Source organism: Croceivirga thetidis (assembly GCF_012272815.1).
Lineage (GTDB): Bacteria > Bacteroidota > Bacteroidia > Flavobacteriales > Flavobacteriaceae > Croceivirga > Croceivirga thetidis.
In genome coordinates this window covers 682870-699516 of the sequence record NZ_JAAWWL010000002.1, presented here as the reverse complement: position 1 = coordinate 699516, position 16647 = coordinate 682870, and the positions used below count along the sequence as shown (strand labels likewise).

13 protein-coding genes are annotated in these 16647 nt (G+C 38.3%); 4 read left to right on the top strand and 9 right to left on the bottom strand.

Annotated elements, in window-relative coordinates; translation table 11 throughout:
- Positions 1 to 49: 49 nt before the first annotated feature.
- Genes HCU67_RS10815 through HCU67_RS10805 form a run of 3 tightly spaced genes read right to left on the bottom strand, consistent with a single transcriptional unit; the run spans position 50 to position 3446 of the window.
- Complete coding sequence (locus tag HCU67_RS10815; protein ID WP_168552637.1) at positions 50 to 1618, bottom strand: FMN-binding glutamate synthase family protein; 1569 nt, start codon at positions 1616 to 1618, stop codon at positions 50 to 52.
- 6 nt (positions 1619 to 1624) lie between these two features.
- Positions 1625 to 2905, bottom strand: a complete 1281-nt coding sequence (locus HCU67_RS10810) for an amidohydrolase (RefSeq protein WP_168552636.1) — start codon at positions 2903 to 2905, stop codon at positions 1625 to 1627.
- A 10-nt stretch (positions 2906 to 2915) separates the two neighbouring features.
- Positions 2916 to 3446, bottom strand: a complete 531-nt coding sequence (locus HCU67_RS10805; protein WP_168552635.1) for a DsrE family protein — start codon at positions 3444 to 3446, stop codon at positions 2916 to 2918.
- Positions 3447 to 3570: 124 nt separating this feature from the next.
- Between HCU67_RS10805 and HCU67_RS10800 the strand changes: the two genes are divergently transcribed.
- From HCU67_RS10800 to HCU67_RS10790, 3 genes are all read left to right on the top strand, one after another.
- Positions 3571 to 5895, top strand: coding sequence for an ATP-dependent helicase (locus HCU67_RS10800; protein ID WP_168552634.1), 2325 nt, complete (start codon positions 3571 to 3573; stop codon positions 5893 to 5895).
- A gap of 67 nt (positions 5896 to 5962) precedes the next feature.
- Entirely contained in the window at positions 5963 to 6565 is a 603-nt protein-coding gene (locus HCU67_RS10795; RefSeq protein WP_168552633.1) for a hypothetical protein, read from the top strand.
- Positions 6566 to 6620: 55 nt separating this feature from the next.
- Positions 6621 to 7244 carry an L-threonylcarbamoyladenylate synthase gene (locus HCU67_RS10790; RefSeq protein WP_168552632.1) on the top strand — a complete coding sequence of 208 codons (624 nt, stop codon included), beginning with the start codon at positions 6621 to 6623 and terminating at the stop codon, positions 7242 to 7244.
- Positions 7245 to 7292: 48 nt separating this feature from the next.
- Here the strand turns inward: HCU67_RS10790 and HCU67_RS10785 are convergent, their stop codons facing one another.
- From HCU67_RS10785 to HCU67_RS10775, 3 genes are all read right to left on the bottom strand, one after another.
- Positions 7293 to 8165: an OmpA/MotB family protein gene (locus tag HCU67_RS10785; RefSeq protein WP_168552631.1), complete on the bottom strand. Its 873-nt coding sequence runs from the start codon at positions 8163 to 8165 to the stop codon at positions 7293 to 7295.
- Between the two features lie 102 nt (positions 8166 to 8267).
- Complete coding sequence (locus tag HCU67_RS10780; protein ID WP_168552630.1) at positions 8268 to 9269, bottom strand: glycosyltransferase family 2 protein; 1002 nt, start codon at positions 9267 to 9269, stop codon at positions 8268 to 8270.
- A gap of 12 nt (positions 9270 to 9281) precedes the next feature.
- Positions 9282 to 9728, bottom strand: a complete 447-nt coding sequence (locus HCU67_RS10775) for a type I restriction enzyme HsdR N-terminal domain-containing protein (RefSeq protein WP_168552629.1) — start codon at positions 9726 to 9728, stop codon at positions 9282 to 9284.
- A gap of 26 nt (positions 9729 to 9754) precedes the next feature.
- On the opposite strand from HCU67_RS10775, the gene holA reads away from it, so the two are divergent.
- Positions 9755 to 10756: a DNA polymerase III subunit delta gene (holA, locus tag HCU67_RS10770; protein WP_168552628.1), complete on the top strand. Its 1002-nt coding sequence runs from the start codon at positions 9755 to 9757 to the stop codon at positions 10754 to 10756.
- Here the strand turns inward: holA and HCU67_RS10765 are convergent.
- The 3 genes from HCU67_RS10765 to HCU67_RS10755 all read right to left on the bottom strand — a co-directional run bounded on the left by HCU67_RS10765 (position 10753) and on the right by HCU67_RS10755 (position 16646).
- Positions 10753 to 11130, bottom strand: coding sequence for a DoxX family protein (locus HCU67_RS10765; protein WP_168552627.1), 378 nt, complete (start codon positions 11128 to 11130; stop codon positions 10753 to 10755). The genes holA and HCU67_RS10765 overlap by 4 nt on opposite strands.
- A 105-nt stretch (positions 11131 to 11235) precedes the next feature.
- On the bottom strand, positions 11236 to 13647 hold the full coding sequence (locus HCU67_RS10760; protein ID WP_168552626.1) for an alpha-ketoacid dehydrogenase subunit alpha/beta: 2412 nt from the start codon (positions 13645 to 13647) through the stop codon (positions 11236 to 11238).
- Positions 13648 to 13802: 155 nt separating this feature from the next.
- Positions 13803 to 16646: a gluzincin family metallopeptidase gene (locus HCU67_RS10755; protein WP_210423688.1), complete on the bottom strand. Its 2844-nt coding sequence runs from the start codon at positions 16644 to 16646 to the stop codon at positions 13803 to 13805.
- Position 16647: the final 1 nt, after the last annotated feature.

Below are 16647 nucleotides of genomic sequence, written 5' to 3'. Positions count from 1 at the left end.
TTATCTACGAATCTGGAGTCGTAAACAGATTTCGCTTTGAATAGGTAATTTATACTGAAATTATTTTTTTGCCGCCTAAGTGTGGGCATTTTAAAAGGGATTCCATTCCTTCAAAGGGAACCTGATCTTTTTGATAACCGTACACGCGACGTAAATCGCTGCTAAGATAATCATCGTCAACGTTTACCTGAACATCTTCCATATTGAATTGGCACGGATGCTCATAACCAGAGGCATTAGTGATTTCTAAGAGTTCTTTTCGAAAGGTTTTAAAATATTGCGCAAGACGGTCAGACTTCAACGGAACATTTATTCCAGCTTGCAGCCACTTGCTCTGCGTTGCAATTCCAGCCGGACATTTATTGGTATGGCACACTTGTGCCTGAATACAACCAATGCTCATCATGGCCTCACGAGCCACATTGATACAATCAACTCCCATGGCAAAGGCCATTGCAGCTTTAGCTGGAAAACCAAGTTTTCCACTTCCAATAAAAACAATACGTTCCGTTAGTCCGCGTTCTTGGAAAATACGATAGATACTTGCGAAACCATATACAAATGGTAACGAGACATGGTCCGCAAAACTTGGAGGTGCTGCCCCTGTTCCACCTTCACCACCATCAACCGCAATAAAGTCAGGTCCTCTACCAGTTTTTTTCATTAGGTCAGCAAGTTCAATCCATTGGCCCGTTTTTCCTATTGCAGCCTTAATACCAACAGGAAGTCCTGTTTCTTCTGCTATGGCCTCAATTAGGTCAACTAATTCTTCAATTGACGAAAAGGCCTTGTGTGTTGATGGTGAGAGTACGTCCTTACCAACTTCCACACCCCGTATTTCAGCTATCTCCTTAGTAATTTTAGCGCCAGGTAAGACACCGCCTTTACCAGGTTTTGCCCCTTGACTTAGCTTTATTTCAATGGCTTTGATACAAGGATTGCCCACCGTCAATTCCTTCATCTTTTCCATAGAGAAGTTTCCATCTTTGGAGCGCACTCCAAAGTAACCGGTTCCAAAATGAAATATAACGTCACCTCCTTGCTTATGATACGGCGACAAGCCACCTTCACCTGTATTGTGATAAGCACCTGATTTTTCAACACCCTTATTCATAGCTTCAACGGCAGCCGCCGAAAGCGAACCAAAACTCATTGCCGAAATATTGATTATGCTTGCTGGCCGAAAAGGCTTTTTTCTATTGTTATACGCACCAATTACCTTGGCACAAGGCAAAAAATTTGGGTCGCTTAGATTTGGATGACCAACAGGCTTTTTGTAGCCAATCATTGCATTCTTTATGAAAATATGTTGATGGGCATAAATGTCACGATCCGTTCCAAAACCCTCGTAGTTGTTTTCCTTTTTGGCGGAGGCATAAATCCATCCACGTTCTATCCTATTAAATGGTAGCTCTTCACGATTGTTCGCTACAAAATACTGACGCATTTCCGGTCCAATACTTTCCAACCAATAGCGCAAATGGCCAACTACGGGATAATTGTGCTTAATGGTATGTTTTTTTTGGATAAAAACATCCCACAAGGCCACTAGAATTATAAATAGGATAGGGTAGGCCCACCAAGGGATGGATTTCAGAAACTGAAATATATGCACCATAAGTAATTAGCTGCCTGCGTTCAAATAATCCAATGTTAGTTCTGTCATGGCCTTAACACCTAATTGCATTCCAGCATCATCAATTAAAAAATCTGGAGTATGATGAGGATATGATTCTTTATTGCCAGGAGTCATGCCACCTAAAAAGAAAAAGAAACCAGGAACTTCACGTTGAAAATATGAAAAATCCTCAGCACCAGTAATCGCTTTTTGGGCTACCACGTTTTCCCTGCCGGCAATACGTCTAAGGGTTGGTAGCATTTGTTGTGCAAGTTCAGGTTGATTGAAGGTAATGTCTGTAGCATCTTTAATTTCACAAGTAGCTTCACCACCATAAGCTTTGGCAATGGTCGAAACCATTTCCTTCATTCTCTTGTTAATGTGGTCTTTCATATCATAATCCAGAGTGCGGATGGTCCCTAACATTTCAGCTGATTCAGGTATGATATTGAAACGAACACCACTTTTTATTTTTCCAACAGTGATTACTGCCGCTTCATTTGTCAGGTTAGCCTCTCGACTTATTATAGTTTGAAGACCGTCAATGATTTTGGCACTTATTAGAATGGGATCTACACCTGACCATGGTTGGGAACCATGACTCTGTTTTCCTTTAACATTGATTCTAAATTCTTGTGCTGCAGCCATTGCACCGCCGATTTTATAACGTATCATGCCAACCGGGGTCTGCGAATTGATATGAAGGCCAAAAATGGCATCAACATCTGGATTCTTTAACACCCCTTCTTTAACCATAAGAAGTGCACCGCCTTCTTCTCCCGGTGGTGGACCTTCTTCAGCCGGTTGAAAAATGAATTTTACAGTGCCATTTATTTTATCTTTGTTCTTTGAAAGTACCTCTGCTACGCCCATTAAAATAGCCGTATGCGTATCATGACCACAAGCATGCATTACTCCAACTTTCTCACCTAAAAACTCTGAGGTTACTTCCGATTTAAAAGGTAAGTCGTTGCGTTCTGTAACAGGTAGCGCATCAATATCTGCTCTTAAAGCGACCACTTTACCCGGATTGTCACCCTTCAATACTCCAACCACTCCGGTATGTGCAACTTCGGTTTGTACTTCAATTCCAAGACTCTTAAGGTGCTTGGCAATTTTTTCTGAAGTTTTGAACTCACGATTGCTTAACTCAGGAAATTGGTGAATGTCATGTCGCCAGTCAATAACTTTCTGTTCTATAGCGGCATAATCATCTTCCAAATTAGGTCCTTGAGCGAAACATGCTATTGAACATGCGCAGAATAATAGTGTTGTAAAAAGTCTCATAATGAGGAGTTTAAAATTTAATAAGGCGATAGCCTTCATTTTGTAATTGTATTAAGGCCGTCATGGCTGAAAGTCCAAGTTGTACACCTGGTATTGTTTCTTTAATTGGAATATTACGTGATGCGGAAGATTGACCGCAAAATATAAATTGAACATTGGCATCCATCAATTGGGCTATCATATCCGCATTTGGGTTTTCAATATTGTAGCGTTCAAAATAAGCTTTTTTTGAAAGTAGGTCTTTCGAAGCTTTATTATGAACAACCAAGGCAACCTTTAAGTTTTGAATTGATACTCCCGCCTGGGCATGCATATTCAAAAAACGTGCTGCCGTTTCAATACTGGCATTTCTTTTTGAAACATCTTCGGGAGAATTCATGATATCAAAAACGACTTTGTATTCCGCTTCGATTGGGGTTTCAAAATCAGTGTTTTCAATTGTCCATACGGGCCCATAGTCTGTTATAATTGGCCCAGTTTTTTTTTCTTGAGAAATTAAGGCGAAAGGCCAAATTAAAAGGAAGAATAGATTTCGTTTCATTTTCTGGAAGCTAAATATATCTAAATTCATTAATACCAACATATACTGTTTAAAAGTATTGAAGATCTCATTTTTTAGAGCTAGTTCTTTTGGCTAATTTCACCAATTGAGTTAAGATAACTGAATGTCATATTTAGACGAGCTTAATGATGCCCAACGAGAACCTGTCCTTCATAAGGACGGAGCTTTAATGGTTATTGCTGGTGCGGGTTCTGGTAAAACAAGGGTCCTTACCTATAGAATTGCCCATTTAATGGGGCAGGGGGTAGATTCTTTCAACATTTTGGCATTGACCTTTACGAATAAAGCAGCCCGTGAAATGAAAAAGCGGATTGCTACTATTGTTGGGGACTCTGAAGCCAAAAATCTATGGATGGGAACCTTTCATTCCATATTCGCCCGCCTTTTACGATATGATGGGGACAAGCTTGGTTTTCCTAGTAATTTCACTATTTATGACACCCAAGATTCCCAAAGGCTTATCAATAGCATTATTAAGGAAATGGGGCTGGATAAGGACATTTACAAGTACAAGCAGATTCAAAACCGAATATCATCCTATAAAAACAGTTTAATAACGGTCAAGGCCTATTTTCAAAACCCTGAATTACAAGAATCCGATGCTATGGCGAAGCGCCCAAGAATGGGTGAAATTTATGAAAATTATGTAGACCGTTGCTTTAAGGCTGGAGCCATGGATTTTGATGATTTGTTGTTGCGAACCAATGAATTATTGAATCGTTTTCCAGATGTTTTAATGAAATATCAAGAGCGGTTCAAGTACATTCTGGTAGACGAGTATCAAGATACCAATCACAGTCAATATTTGATAGTCAGGGCTTTGGCTGACCGTTATCAAAATATCTGTGTTGTGGGTGATGACGCTCAGAGTATTTACTCATTTCGGGGAGCAAACATTAGCAACATTTTAAATTTTCAACGTGATTATGAAGATGTTGCCGTTTACCGCTTGGAGCAGAACTATCGTTCTACAAAGAATATTGTTCAAGCAGCTAACTCAGTAATTGCCAAGAATCGAGATCAGCTTGAAAAGGTGGTTTGGACAGCAAATGATGCCGGGAATAAAATCAAGGTACATCGCAGTATCACCGATGCAGAGGAAGGCAGGTATGTAGCCAGTTCCATATTCGAGACTAAAATGCAAGAGCAACTTCAGAATGGTGAATTTGCTGTTTTATATCGCACAAACTCACAATCGCGAGCCATTGAAGATGCCTTGCGAAAGAAGGATATTCCATACCGTATTTACGGAGGCCTTTCTTTTTATCAGCGTAAGGAAATAAAGGATGTTTTGGCCTATCTACGGCTTATTGTAAATCCTAAAGATGAGGAAGCCCTAAAACGTGTCATTAATTTCCCGGCACGTGGTATAGGCAATACCACAATTGACAAATTAACTGTAGCGGCAAATCACTATCAACGTTCGATATTCGAAGTAATGGAGAATCTTGATAAAATTGATTTGAAGATTAACGCTGGTACAAAGAATAAACTCACCGATTTTGTGAACATGATCAAGAGCTTTCAGATTATGAATGAAGGTTCTGATGCATTCACCTTGGCCGAACATGTATCAAAAAAGACGGGTCTTCTACTTGAATTTAAAAAGGACGGGACACCAGAAGGTATTGCCCGTATGGAAAACATAGAAGAATTGTTGAATGGGGTAAAGGATTTTGTTGAGGGGCAAAAAGAATTGGCTGACGCTACAGGTAGTCTTACTGAATTTTTGGAAGATGTCGCCCTTGCTACTGACATGGACAAAGATGTTGGAGATGATGACCGAGTTGCTCTCATGACAATACATTTGGCAAAGGGGCTCGAATTTCCCTATGTATATATTGTTGGTATGGAAGAGGATTTGTTTCCTTCTGCCATGAGCATGAATACCCGAAGTGAATTGGAGGAAGAACGGAGATTATTCTATGTAGCATTGACTAGAGCAGAGAAACAGGCCTACTTGACCTATACCCAAAATCGATATCGATGGGGAAAACTTATTGATGCAGAACCTAGTCGATTTTTGGAAGAAATAGACGAGCAATACCTAGAAAATCTGACACCAGTAAATGATGGGTATCGTTACAAATCAATGATTAGTGACGATATCTGGGGGGATGTGGATAAAAGCAAACTTCGGCAAGTAAAACCTAAAAATGGCACCCCACCACGAACGCATAAACCGAACGAAAATCAACTTCGAAAGCTTCGGAAAATTAAACCCAACCTAGGAGAACCTTCGAAGAACACTGCGGTCATCGACCCCAATTTAGCAGAAGGGGTAAAGGTCAATCATACCAGGTTTGGAAAAGGCAAAGTATTAAAAATCGAAGGTGTTGGTAATGATAAAAAGGCCGAAATTCAATTTGACTCTGGTGACGTTAAAAAGTTACTGCTTCGATTTGCCAAGCTCGAAATATTAGGGTAGACGAGTTCAAAAGAAAACAAATTCTTTTTTCGGCCGTTTTAAAGGGGTAACCATCAACAAACTAACCATGATTATCTACGGAAGTCGTTCAACCCATCTTAAATCAAGTAATCTCCCAAATGCAAAGTGCCCGTGTGGAGAAAGCAAAGGAAAATTAACTGCTAGTGTATTTGGTAGGCATGTCCATGTTTTTTGGATTCCCCTCTTTCCTGTTGGTAAAAAGGCAGTTTTTGAATGCAAACAGTGCCATAAAGGTTTCAAGAAGAAAGAATTGGGAGAAGACGCAAAATTGGCCTATAAAAATTTCAAGGGTACTGTCAAGACACCATTATGGAAGTACACCGGACTTGCAATTATCGCCATACTAATTGGTATGGGGATTTATTCTTCAATTCAAAATGACAAAAAAGTTGTAGAGTACCTAGAAAATCCTGCCATGTTTGATACGTATACCTTTAAAACGGAATCGAATTACTATTCAACATTCAAAATTGTCGAGGTATTTCAGGATAGTGTATTTGTAAACTACAATGACTATGAAACAGACAAGATTTCTGGAATTCGAAAAATAGACTTGAAAAAGAATTATAGTAGTGAAGTCTATGTCTTAACTAACAATGCAATAAAATCAATGTTTGACCAAGGTTATATCAAAGATATTGACCGTTAGAATTGATGTTGTCCTATCACTAATGGTGGCTTTTTCTCCCTAACTTTGGGTAGATATGGCCGATTTTATCAAACTATACGAGGAGAATCCAAATCCAAAACAAGTCGAAGAGGTTGTATCCATTTTGAGAAATGGAGGTTTGGTAATTTACCCTACCGATACCGTCTATGGTCTAGGGTGTGATATTACGAATACTAAAGCGATGAATCGTTTGGCCCAACTTAAAGGGGTGAAATTGGAAAAAGCTAAATGGTCATTTATCTGTGCTGATTTATCAAATCTGTCTGACTACATCCGTCAAATTGATACACCTACTTTTAAAATTTTAAAAAATAACCTGCCAGGCCCTTACACGTTTATTTTACCCGGCAACAACAATTTACCCAAATCCTTTAAAAAGAAAAAAACGGTTGGTATACGTGTACCGAACAATTCCATTATAACGACCATTGTTGAATCACTAGGAAACCCAATCGTTTCTACTTCAATTCATGATGAAGATGATGTCATTGAATATACAACTGATCCAGAATTAATTTATGAAAAATGGAATGGATTGGTTGACTGTGTAATTGATGGCGGTTTTGGCGGAAATATCGCTTCAACGGTCGTTGACCTGTCGAAGGGAGAAGTGGAAATTGTTCGTGAAGGGAAAGGTTCAATTGAACATTTGCAATAAAAAAAGGACGGCTTTGGCCGTCCTTTTAGATTTTATTTAGGGACTAAACTAGTTTCCAGATCCACCGATAGCTGGGTCTTTCATTCCTTCTTCAATCATACTGTAGAACTGATCCAATTTAGGTAACACCACAATACGTGTTCTTCTATTTCTAGCTCTATTGGCTGAAGAATCGTTGCTAGCCAATGGTACATAGTAGCTACGACCTGCTGCAGTCATTCTCGCAGGGTCTACACCAAAATCGTTTTGTAGAATACGTACAATGGAAGTAGCACGCTTGGCACTTAAATCCCAGTTATCTTTAAGAACTCCGCTGCTGTAAGGAACATTATCCGTATGACCTTCAACCATAAATTCAAAATCAGGTTTGTTGTTCACAACTTTGGCAACTTTACCTAAAATGGCCTTTGCTTCACTAGATACGTTGTAACTACCGCTTCTAAACAAAAGTTTGTCAGAAATTGAAACAAAAACAACACCTTTCTCCACGCTTACCTCAATATCTTGATCATCAAGGTTTCCTAGAACACCCTTAAGACTTTGTACCAATGAAAGATTCACAGAATCCCTTCTAGTAACCGCATCTTGGAGTTTTCTAATCGTTAAGTCTTTTTCTTGAAGACTTTCCAAAGACTTTTCAAGGTTTTCAGCACCCTGAGCAGTTAGGGTGGTCATATCACCGATTTGTTTTATTAAGCCTGAATTTGTGGACTTCAAGAACTCGTTTTCGGTCTCTAAAGACGCCAATCGAGAAGTAGCTGTGGCCTTCTCTTCCAAACAGTCATTCAATTTTACTGTAGCCGAATTCAAAAGGTCTTGAGTTTCTTTATGTTTAGCTTCCAATTCAGCGTATTTCTTTTGCGAAACACAAGAAGAAGCTAAAATCGCTAAACCAAAAAGTCCTAAAATGATTTTCTTCATAACTAATTGTGAATTAAAGTATTAATGATTAAATAGGTTCTAATTTTAAAAGAAATTGATGCAAAACTATGCAAATTCAAACTGGGCAAAATTTCGGCACCGTTAATCTTTTACTAAAATGTTAAAATTGTTCACCTTACCTACGAAGTGTTTCCACACTATAGATGTTGTGCTGTAATATTTTAATAAAAAATTAGCCTTTTCCCTTCTTTTATACATTTTTCGAAAGTTACTGTAAAAACTGAAGTGGGCCCGCAATACTGCTAGGCAATGCAAGGGTTTTAGCTGTAGTAAAAAGCGTGCCGCCGCAATCCCATCCAAAATTAAACGGGCAAAAATTATAGGGAATGCTTTACTGGCAGGCAGGTTTTTAGTGATGGAATAAAGCGAATTCCTAAAATTTAAAAATGTTTTTTTCGGATTCATGTTCGATAATGTTGAACCCCCTAAATGATAAACCTTAGATTCACCGCAGTATCGAATTTTGTGTCCTTTGTTTTGTGCTCTCCAGCATAAATCAACCTCTTCTTGGTGTGCGAAATAATCTTCATCAAAGCCACCAAGTTTTTTGAAAACATCGGTTCTTATGAACATGCATGCACCCGTAGCCCAGAATATATCAATTTCATCATTATACTGGCCTTCATCCTTTTCAATTGATTGAAAAATACGTCCACGACAGAAGGGATAGCCTAGAAGGTCAATAAAACCACCTGCAGCCCCGGCATACTCAAAATACTCAGGTTTTTTAAGATCTAGTATTTTGGGTTGGATAATTGAAATATCAGTTCGGTTCTGAAATAATTCCATGATGGGTTGAAGCCAGTCTTCAGATACCTTTACATCAGAGTTTAATAGGCAGTAAATGTCTGCCTTAATTTGTTTTAACCCTCTATTGTAACCACCGGCAAACCCATAATTTTTCGCTAACTCTGCAATATTGATTTGTGGATAATTTTCTTTTAGGAAAGAAATTGAATCGTCACTTGATGCATTATCAATTACCCAAATGTCCGCATTATTTGAAAGTGCAACCACAGAAGGGAGGTACTCTTTTAGCAAAGTAACCCCGTTCCAATTCAATATGACTATCGCGATTTTCAAAACGAGGGCAAATTAACGGCTAAATTCAGGAAGTTCTGGTATGAAATTATATTTTTCGTCACCATAGTCCATTTGACAATAGTAATGTGAAAGCCCATTAGTGACCATCAAAAACTTCGCATTTGCAGCAAGATTGTACCGTGCAATCTGATCAAAGGTCAATTGATCAATATTCACGTATGGTGCTTTGCATTCCACAAGTATTTCCAAATTTCCAATAGCATCAAAAACTATAATATCCGTACGTTTAGTTAGCTTGTTTAGCTTTAACTGCTTTTCTACATTGATATAATTCTTTGGATAATTCAAATTTTCAATGAGGTAGTGAACTGCATGTTGCCTTACCCATTCTTCGGGTTGCAAGACAACAAACTTCTTGCGGATTATATCAAATATTTGAACACCCTTTTCGCTATTTTTGAATCGAAAGTTGAATTTGGGAAAGTTCAAAGACTGCATGCACAAATTTGCATAATCTTATTGACATGGAGGAAGTAAAGAAGATTTTGAAGGACATAAAAAGCAAGGAACTCAAACCTATATATTTTCTAATGGGTGATGAGCCTTATTATATCGATTTAATTTCTGATTACATCTCAAATTCAGTTTTGACAGAAGAAGAAAGAGGCTTTAACCAAATGGTCTTATATGGTAAAGACACTACCATAGACGAGATAACTTCAAATGCCAAACGTTTTCCAATGATGGCAGATTACCAAGTTATTATAGTCAAAGAGGCGCAGCAGCTTTCTAGAACCATTGAACAACTGGGTGCTTACGCAAAAAACCCACAACTCACTACCATTCTAGTAGTTTGTTACAAATACAAAAAACTGGACAAGCGAAAAAAGTTGCACCAGTTAATCAAGGAAAACGGAATTGTACTGGAGACCAAAAAACTATATGATAATCAAGTAGGACCATGGATTTCTTCATTTGCAAAGGCACGGGGACTTGAAATAGACTTCAAAGGGTCGGAGATGATGGCTGAATTTCTAGGAAATGACCTCAGCAGGATTTCAAATGAGTTTAAGAAAATGCTACCAATGCTGACAGCTGAAAAAAAAATAACCCCAGAGTTCATTGAGAAGCACATTGGGATTAGTAAGGATTACAACAATTTTGAACTTAAAAAGGCCATCGGTGAAAAGAACATAAAAAAAGTTGGTCGCATCGTGTCCTATTTTTCACAAAACCCAAAGGACAATCCTTTTGTGGTTACGGTAGCAACCTTGCAAGCATTTTTTGTGCAACTCTTGCAATACCATGGCTTGAAAGACAAATCCTCAAGAAATGTTGCTTCTGCCTTAAGAATCAATCCGTTCTTTGTAAATGAATTTGAGGTTGCAGCCAAAAATTATCCAATGAAACAGGTAAGCAGAATAATTAGCCACCTACGCAATCTTGACCTTAAGGGTAAAGGCGTAGGAAGCCAAAATATTTCACAAGCTGATTTACTTAAAGAGCTATTAGCCGGTACTTTTTAACGTTTGTCCAAACTAAACTTACCAGGACCAAGTAGAAATACACAAACGTAGAATGCCAGAAACAACAAAGCCTTTTCTTTGGTACCAATTGGATCGGAAAGGTGAACTACGAATGCTGCAACAAGCATTGTAATAATTACAGGGATAGACGCAAGTTTTGTTTTATAGCCGATTATAATAAGTAACGGACAAACAAATTCAGCTAAAACCGCTAAAAATAGCGTTGGTGCTTCTCCAATACCTATAGGGTTACCGAAGGAGAAATCACCTGAAATTAGTTTTTGGAATTTGGGGTAGCCATGTGTCAACATCAATAAGGACGGCGCTATCCTTAAAATTGCTAAACCAATGTGTTTTAGAATATTAGAATTCATATTAAAGGGGGAATTAGTTATTTGACGAAAATAGTAATCGCAAATTAAATAGGGAAATAGGAATTACCCCGAAAAATTCAGAAAGAAGTTTTTAGGCTTGAAAGACTAGCGTAAAGCGGGATAATCCACAGGATTAACCTCATTCATAATGGAATACACTTTTTCAAAGATATCCTCAGAACTAGGTTTAGAGAAATAATCACCATCTGTTGCATAAGCCGGTCTATGAGCTTTGGCAGTAAGTGTCTGTGGTGCACTGTCCAAATACCGATAGGCTTGTTGTTTTTCAATGATTTCCTGCAATAAATAGGCCGAACACCCTCCTGGCACATCCTCATCGATTATCAACAAACGATTCGTCTTCGCTATGCTTTTTACCATGTTATGGTTCAAATCGAAAGGTAATAATGATTGTGCGTCAATAACCTCTGCATCGATGTCTACTTCTAACAGTTCTTGTGCCGCTTTCTCAACAATTCTTAACGTTGATCCATATGAAAGAAGGGTAATGTCTTTGCCCTCTTTTATCGTCTCGACCTGGCCAATTGGTGTACAGAATTCGCCTAGGTTGCTGGGCATTTTTTCCTTTAAGCGATAGCCATTTAAACTTTCTATAACTAACGCCGGTTCATCCGATTTTAATAGGGTATTGTAAAAACCAGCTGCTTGGGTCATATTGCGCGGTGTAAGAATATAGATTCCCCGCAATAAATGAATCAATCCACCCATTGGTGAGCCTGAATGCCAAATTCCCTCCAATCGATGCCCTCTAGTTCGAATTATTAAAGGTGCCTTTTGTTTTCCGACGGTTCGGTATCTTAAAGTCGCTAAATCATCACTTAACGTTTGTAAGGCATATAAGATATAATCCAGATATTGGATTTCAGCAATCGGTCTTAAACCTCTCATTGCCATACCAATACCTTGACCTATAATCGTTGTTTCCCGAATTCCTGTATCGGCAATACGTAAAGGCCCAAATTTCTCTTGTAAGCCTTCAAGCCCTTGATTGACATCACCAATTGCCCCAGTATCTTCACCAAAAACCAAAGTTTCAGGGTATTTGGAGAAAACGGCCCCGAAATTATCCCTGAGAACTACTCTGCCGTCAACTTCAGGGCTGTCAGGGCCATAACTAGGTGCAATACCTTCAATGGCGCTGGCTCTATTTGGTAATTCGGAGTACAATTCAGAACTGTATTTTGGTTGGGATTCTTCAAAAAAGTTATTAATCCAGGTTTGAAGTTGTTTTACTTCTCCGATGTTTTCTTTTAGGGTATATCGCAATGATTTTCTTGCTGTAGAAATCAAGTCCTTCTTAATGGGTTCCTTAGTTTCAGCGAGCTCATTGATGAGTTTTCGCAAGAAAACCTTGTTTGAACTTTTTGTTGCTATGCGATTTAGAAGACCAACCAATTCTTCTTTTTGTTTCAAAAGTGGCCGCAAGAATTCTGACCATGCTTCCCTTCGTGCAGTGCGCACTTCTACTTTTGCTGTTTTTTCTATTTCTAGAAGTTCTGCCTCATTTGCTATATTGTTCTCTAATATCCACTCGCGATACCGTTTGTTGCAGTCATTTTCCCTTTCCCATTCGAGCCGGTCTTTTGACTTGTATCGTTCATGTGAACCCGAGGTTGAATGACCCTGTGGCTGAGTCAATTCGGTAACGTGAATCATTACCGGAACATGTTGTTCGCGAGCTAAATCGGAGGCCGTTTCATAAGCATGTATCAAGCCTGTATAATCCCAGCCCTTAACTACAATTATTTCATATCCTTTTTCCTCTTCATTACGTTGGAAACCTTCAAGGACTTTAGAAATATTCGATTTTGTAGTGTGGTATTTTGCAGGAACCGAAATACCATATTCGTCATCCCATATACTAATGACCATGGGAACTTGCATTACACCCGCAGCATTAAAGGTCTCAAAAAAATGACCTTCGCTTGTACTTGCATTACCTATAGTGCCCCAAGCAACTTCGTTTCCGTTTTTTGAGAAATTGGTACCATCGATTCCTTCAACTTCACGATAAATCTTCGAGGCTTGTGCAAGTCCAAGTAATCGTGGCATCTGACCAGCAGTACAGGAAATATCGGCACTACTGTTTTTTTGTTGGGTCAAATCTCTCCAAGAACCATCTTCGTTAATGCTGTACGTTCCGAAATGTCCACCCATTTGTCGACCAGCACTCATCGGTTCCAATTCCAAATCTGTCGTAGCATATAAACCATGGAATAGTTCTTTCGGGGTCAATTGGCCAAGGGCCATAATAAAAGTCTGGTCGCGGTAATAACCACTTCTGAAATCACCATTTTGGAAAGCTCTTGCCATTGCGAGCTGGGGTAATTCCTTACCATCACCAAAAATCCCAAACTTTGCTTTTCCAGTTAGAACTTCACGTCTTCCCAACAAACTACATTCCCTACTAGTAACGGCAATCTTGTAATCATTTAAGATTTGTGATTTGAAGTCATCAAATGAAATATTTTTGCTCGTTTCGGGATTGTTATTCATTGAAGGGTGATTTTTTGCAAAACTACAAAACCATAACGAATTTTCGTATATCGAAGCATCTTAAATAATTGAGAATATGACAAAAAATATCACATAAATTGATAATATGTTATTTTAAAGCTAAATTGAAGTATTCGAATTAAGAATAATTCAAACTAAAACCACTTTCTCGTAAACAGTCCCGTTAAAGTTCTGGGACTTAGGGTAACAACAAATCTGATGCGCTCGCCATAGTCTGGCTGTGCAATTTCGTAGCCATTGTTGGAGTACACTGGAAAGTACAATTCAAAAAAATCAGTGACGAGGTTCAATCGAATACCTGAATCATAAACAAAGCGCGCAGATTCGCCTTTATCCTTTATTCCACCTATATCCCCATAGACTTCAATCCATTGCCATAGATTAAAGCTAAGGTTACCAGCGATAATCCAATCATTACCAAATCGGTCATCAAAAATTGATTTGAAACCACCCTCGGCCAAAACGAATTGCTGGCTACTAAGGCCGCTGGCATTTGTAGATCGATTTAAATAATTCAAATCGAACAAATAATCTGTGGGTCTGTCCAATGCAAAACTGAAAAAATCGGAATTCGTATTATTGGTTATAAACTTTCCGGCATAAAACCTGAGATTGAGTTGTCGGTTGTTGTTAAATAAGGTTCGACTTTCCCATTCAACGGATAACTTTGAAAAGTTACCTGCAATTTGACCATCAATAACCCATGACTTAAAATCTAGAATACTATTATTTATATCTCCATAACGAACATTGAAAATCGTGAAGTCAGGGTCAGTATCAATAGTTTCAGCCACGCTTTCATCAATGTTTCGAAAAACGTTTCGCAGTCTGGCGAAAAGGAACTGTCGGTGGTTTGAAATGAAGTCAGTAGGTCGCCAATTAAAGCTTACAGATGGAGTGAAAGTGGTAAATCTAGAATTGGTATCAAAGAAGAAATTACTGTAACTCAATGAATAATTGAAACTATTTAATTTGCCTTCGGTGAAGAAATTTCTTTTGGTAAACCCTAGACTACCAACCAAAGCTTGCTCTTTTGATGAGTACTGGGGTTTCAATGAAAAGCTAAAATTACGGTTAAGGAAGGTTCTATTGTTCAATGTCAAACCTGCGGTAATTCCGTTATTCACGTCAAATTTGAACTCCGGTAAATAAAACAACTGATTGTAATAGGGGTTTTCAATATCCTTAAAAAAACGAAGTTGGAGCTTCTTGTTACTGAAAATGCTGCCGGTCAAACTCTTCCAATTATTCCGTTGATTGGTTTCAGGAATCTTTTTGTCATAATTTAAAACCAATCTGGTTTCATTGTTATTGGGCAGTACCACTCTTTGTGTGCTATCGATATCGGTTAACCAATATTTGGTGATTACGCTATCATTTTGCAATCCGAATAGTGAAATTGGTACAGTTGATTTGGTTTTATTTTTAATGGTTACGTAAAGGGAATCTTCGGTTTTTACAACCTTTTTAATCTTAAAATCAATGTTTTTACGCTGATTAAGAAATTCATCAAAAAACCACGAGATATCCTTCTCTGAATTTGAATTCAGTATCTCTTCGAAAACGGTTGCCTTTAATCTCGGCTCGGTTTTGTGTGTAGCATAAAAATCTTTAATGGTTTTATCTATATGGTCGTAACCTACGTATTCGCCTAAAAAAGACAAACCAAGACCTGCCTTGTAACGATTGGCTATTTTTTGGTTCCACCGTGTAAGTGAGTCATTTGGTGTTAATAACGATTGATGGTCATTTCTTCTAACAGCAGCCATTTGCAATAAGAAATACTGCTCATTAAAATCCATCTTTGCCAAATTGTAAGATCGGAACAACCAGACATTGGAAAGCTTTCCAGTGAATTTTTGGTTCGGGTAGAATTCATCAACATATTTGATCATCAAGTAATTCTTGATGCCATCCAGAACCCATCTTTCTTTTCGTTCATCCAAATACACCGATTCTTTGACAATATTGTAAAGGGCAGTTTTTAAGAACTTCAGCTCAAATTGAAATTGTTCTCGGTACGGTCTTACAAAACCTGGTAACAAACTAAGCCCATACAAGGGGTTTCTACCGTAATCCAAATCAGATACCAATAAATTGTCATGCGGAAAGGCACCAAGGTTTTCCGATAAGAACCTTGTTATACGGTCGATTGATAATATTTGTGACATTTCACTGTACTTGTCACTTTCAAGGTCAGTGGTAATGGTCAACGTTTCTGTTTTGTGCGTGGTAAATCGCTTTTCAGGAGTTAGAATAATTCTACAGCTTTTTCTATTTGTGCCTGTTAGCATTAAAAAGTTCCCTGAGGAGAAATCAGTTGAGCTGGTACGCTTGAAATTACTCGCGACATTCAAGCCTTTAGGATACTTTAATCGTATCTCTGTATCTGAGGCTTCTGTGTAAAGGTCGTTAAGGTCTTTGTTGCTATAAAGTTTCCATTCCTTGTCAAAAACTGCAGGTGTGAGATACCAGTCATTTAAGTAATAACCATTTAGGTAGCCATGACCATAGGTAGTGAACTTGCTATTTGGAAGTTGAATGTCATACGAAAAGAAAAGTTTTAGTGATTCACGTGGGAGTAACGGCTCTTTCAAAACTATTTTGATAATGTCTGGTGCATGTTTCCTATCCCAATTTAGTCCATTATTATCACTGTCAGTAATGCTTTTGATATAAGTAAACCCCCTATTTTTTTCTTTGGATAAATGCAAGCTCTTCTTAAACTCTTCCCCAAATCTTTTGGCTAGCGCAGTTGTACTGCTTGAATAGGAGTGATTCCAATCGTTGAAATATAATTCCTTTAGTGGTTTACCTGAATTATTGAAGTAAACAAATTCTTGATTTATCTCTATGGCATGTGAAATCCCATCAAGAGTGGCCGAGATTGTGTTGCTATGCCTCTGTGCAAGGATTTCAGAGGCAGGATGAATGCACAGCGTAAAAATTAAAAAGAAGAATAACTTTTGACAACTCAAG

Coding starts and splice junctions, on each gene's coding strand:
- HCU67_RS10815 (WP_168552637.1), bottom strand. CDS start 1,618: ATGGTGCATATATTTCAGTTTCTGAAATCCATCCCTTGGTGGGCCTAC.
- HCU67_RS10810 (WP_168552636.1), bottom strand. CDS start 2,905: ATGAGACTTTTTACAACACTATTATTCTGCGCATGTTCAATAGCATGT.
- HCU67_RS10805 (WP_168552635.1), bottom strand. CDS start 3,446: ATGAAACGAAATCTATTCTTCCTTTTAATTTGGCCTTTCGCCTTAATT.
- HCU67_RS10800 (WP_168552634.1), top strand. CDS start 3,571: ATGTCATATTTAGACGAGCTTAATGATGCCCAACGAGAACCTGTCCTT.
- HCU67_RS10795 (WP_168552633.1), top strand. CDS start 5,963: ATGATTATCTACGGAAGTCGTTCAACCCATCTTAAATCAAGTAATCTC.
- HCU67_RS10790 (WP_168552632.1), top strand. CDS start 6,621: ATGGCCGATTTTATCAAACTATACGAGGAGAATCCAAATCCAAAACAA.
- HCU67_RS10785 (WP_168552631.1), bottom strand. CDS start 8,165: ATGAAGAAAATCATTTTAGGACTTTTTGGTTTAGCGATTTTAGCTTCT.
- HCU67_RS10775 (WP_168552629.1), bottom strand. CDS start 9,728: ATGCAGTCTTTGAACTTTCCCAAATTCAACTTTCGATTCAAAAATAGC.
- holA (WP_168552628.1), top strand. CDS start 9,755: ATGGAGGAAGTAAAGAAGATTTTGAAGGACATAAAAAGCAAGGAACTC.
- HCU67_RS10765 (WP_168552627.1), bottom strand. CDS start 11,130: ATGAATTCTAATATTCTAAAACACATTGGTTTAGCAATTTTAAGGATA.
- HCU67_RS10760 (WP_168552626.1), bottom strand. CDS start 13,647: ATGAATAACAATCCCGAAACGAGCAAAAATATTTCATTTGATGACTTC.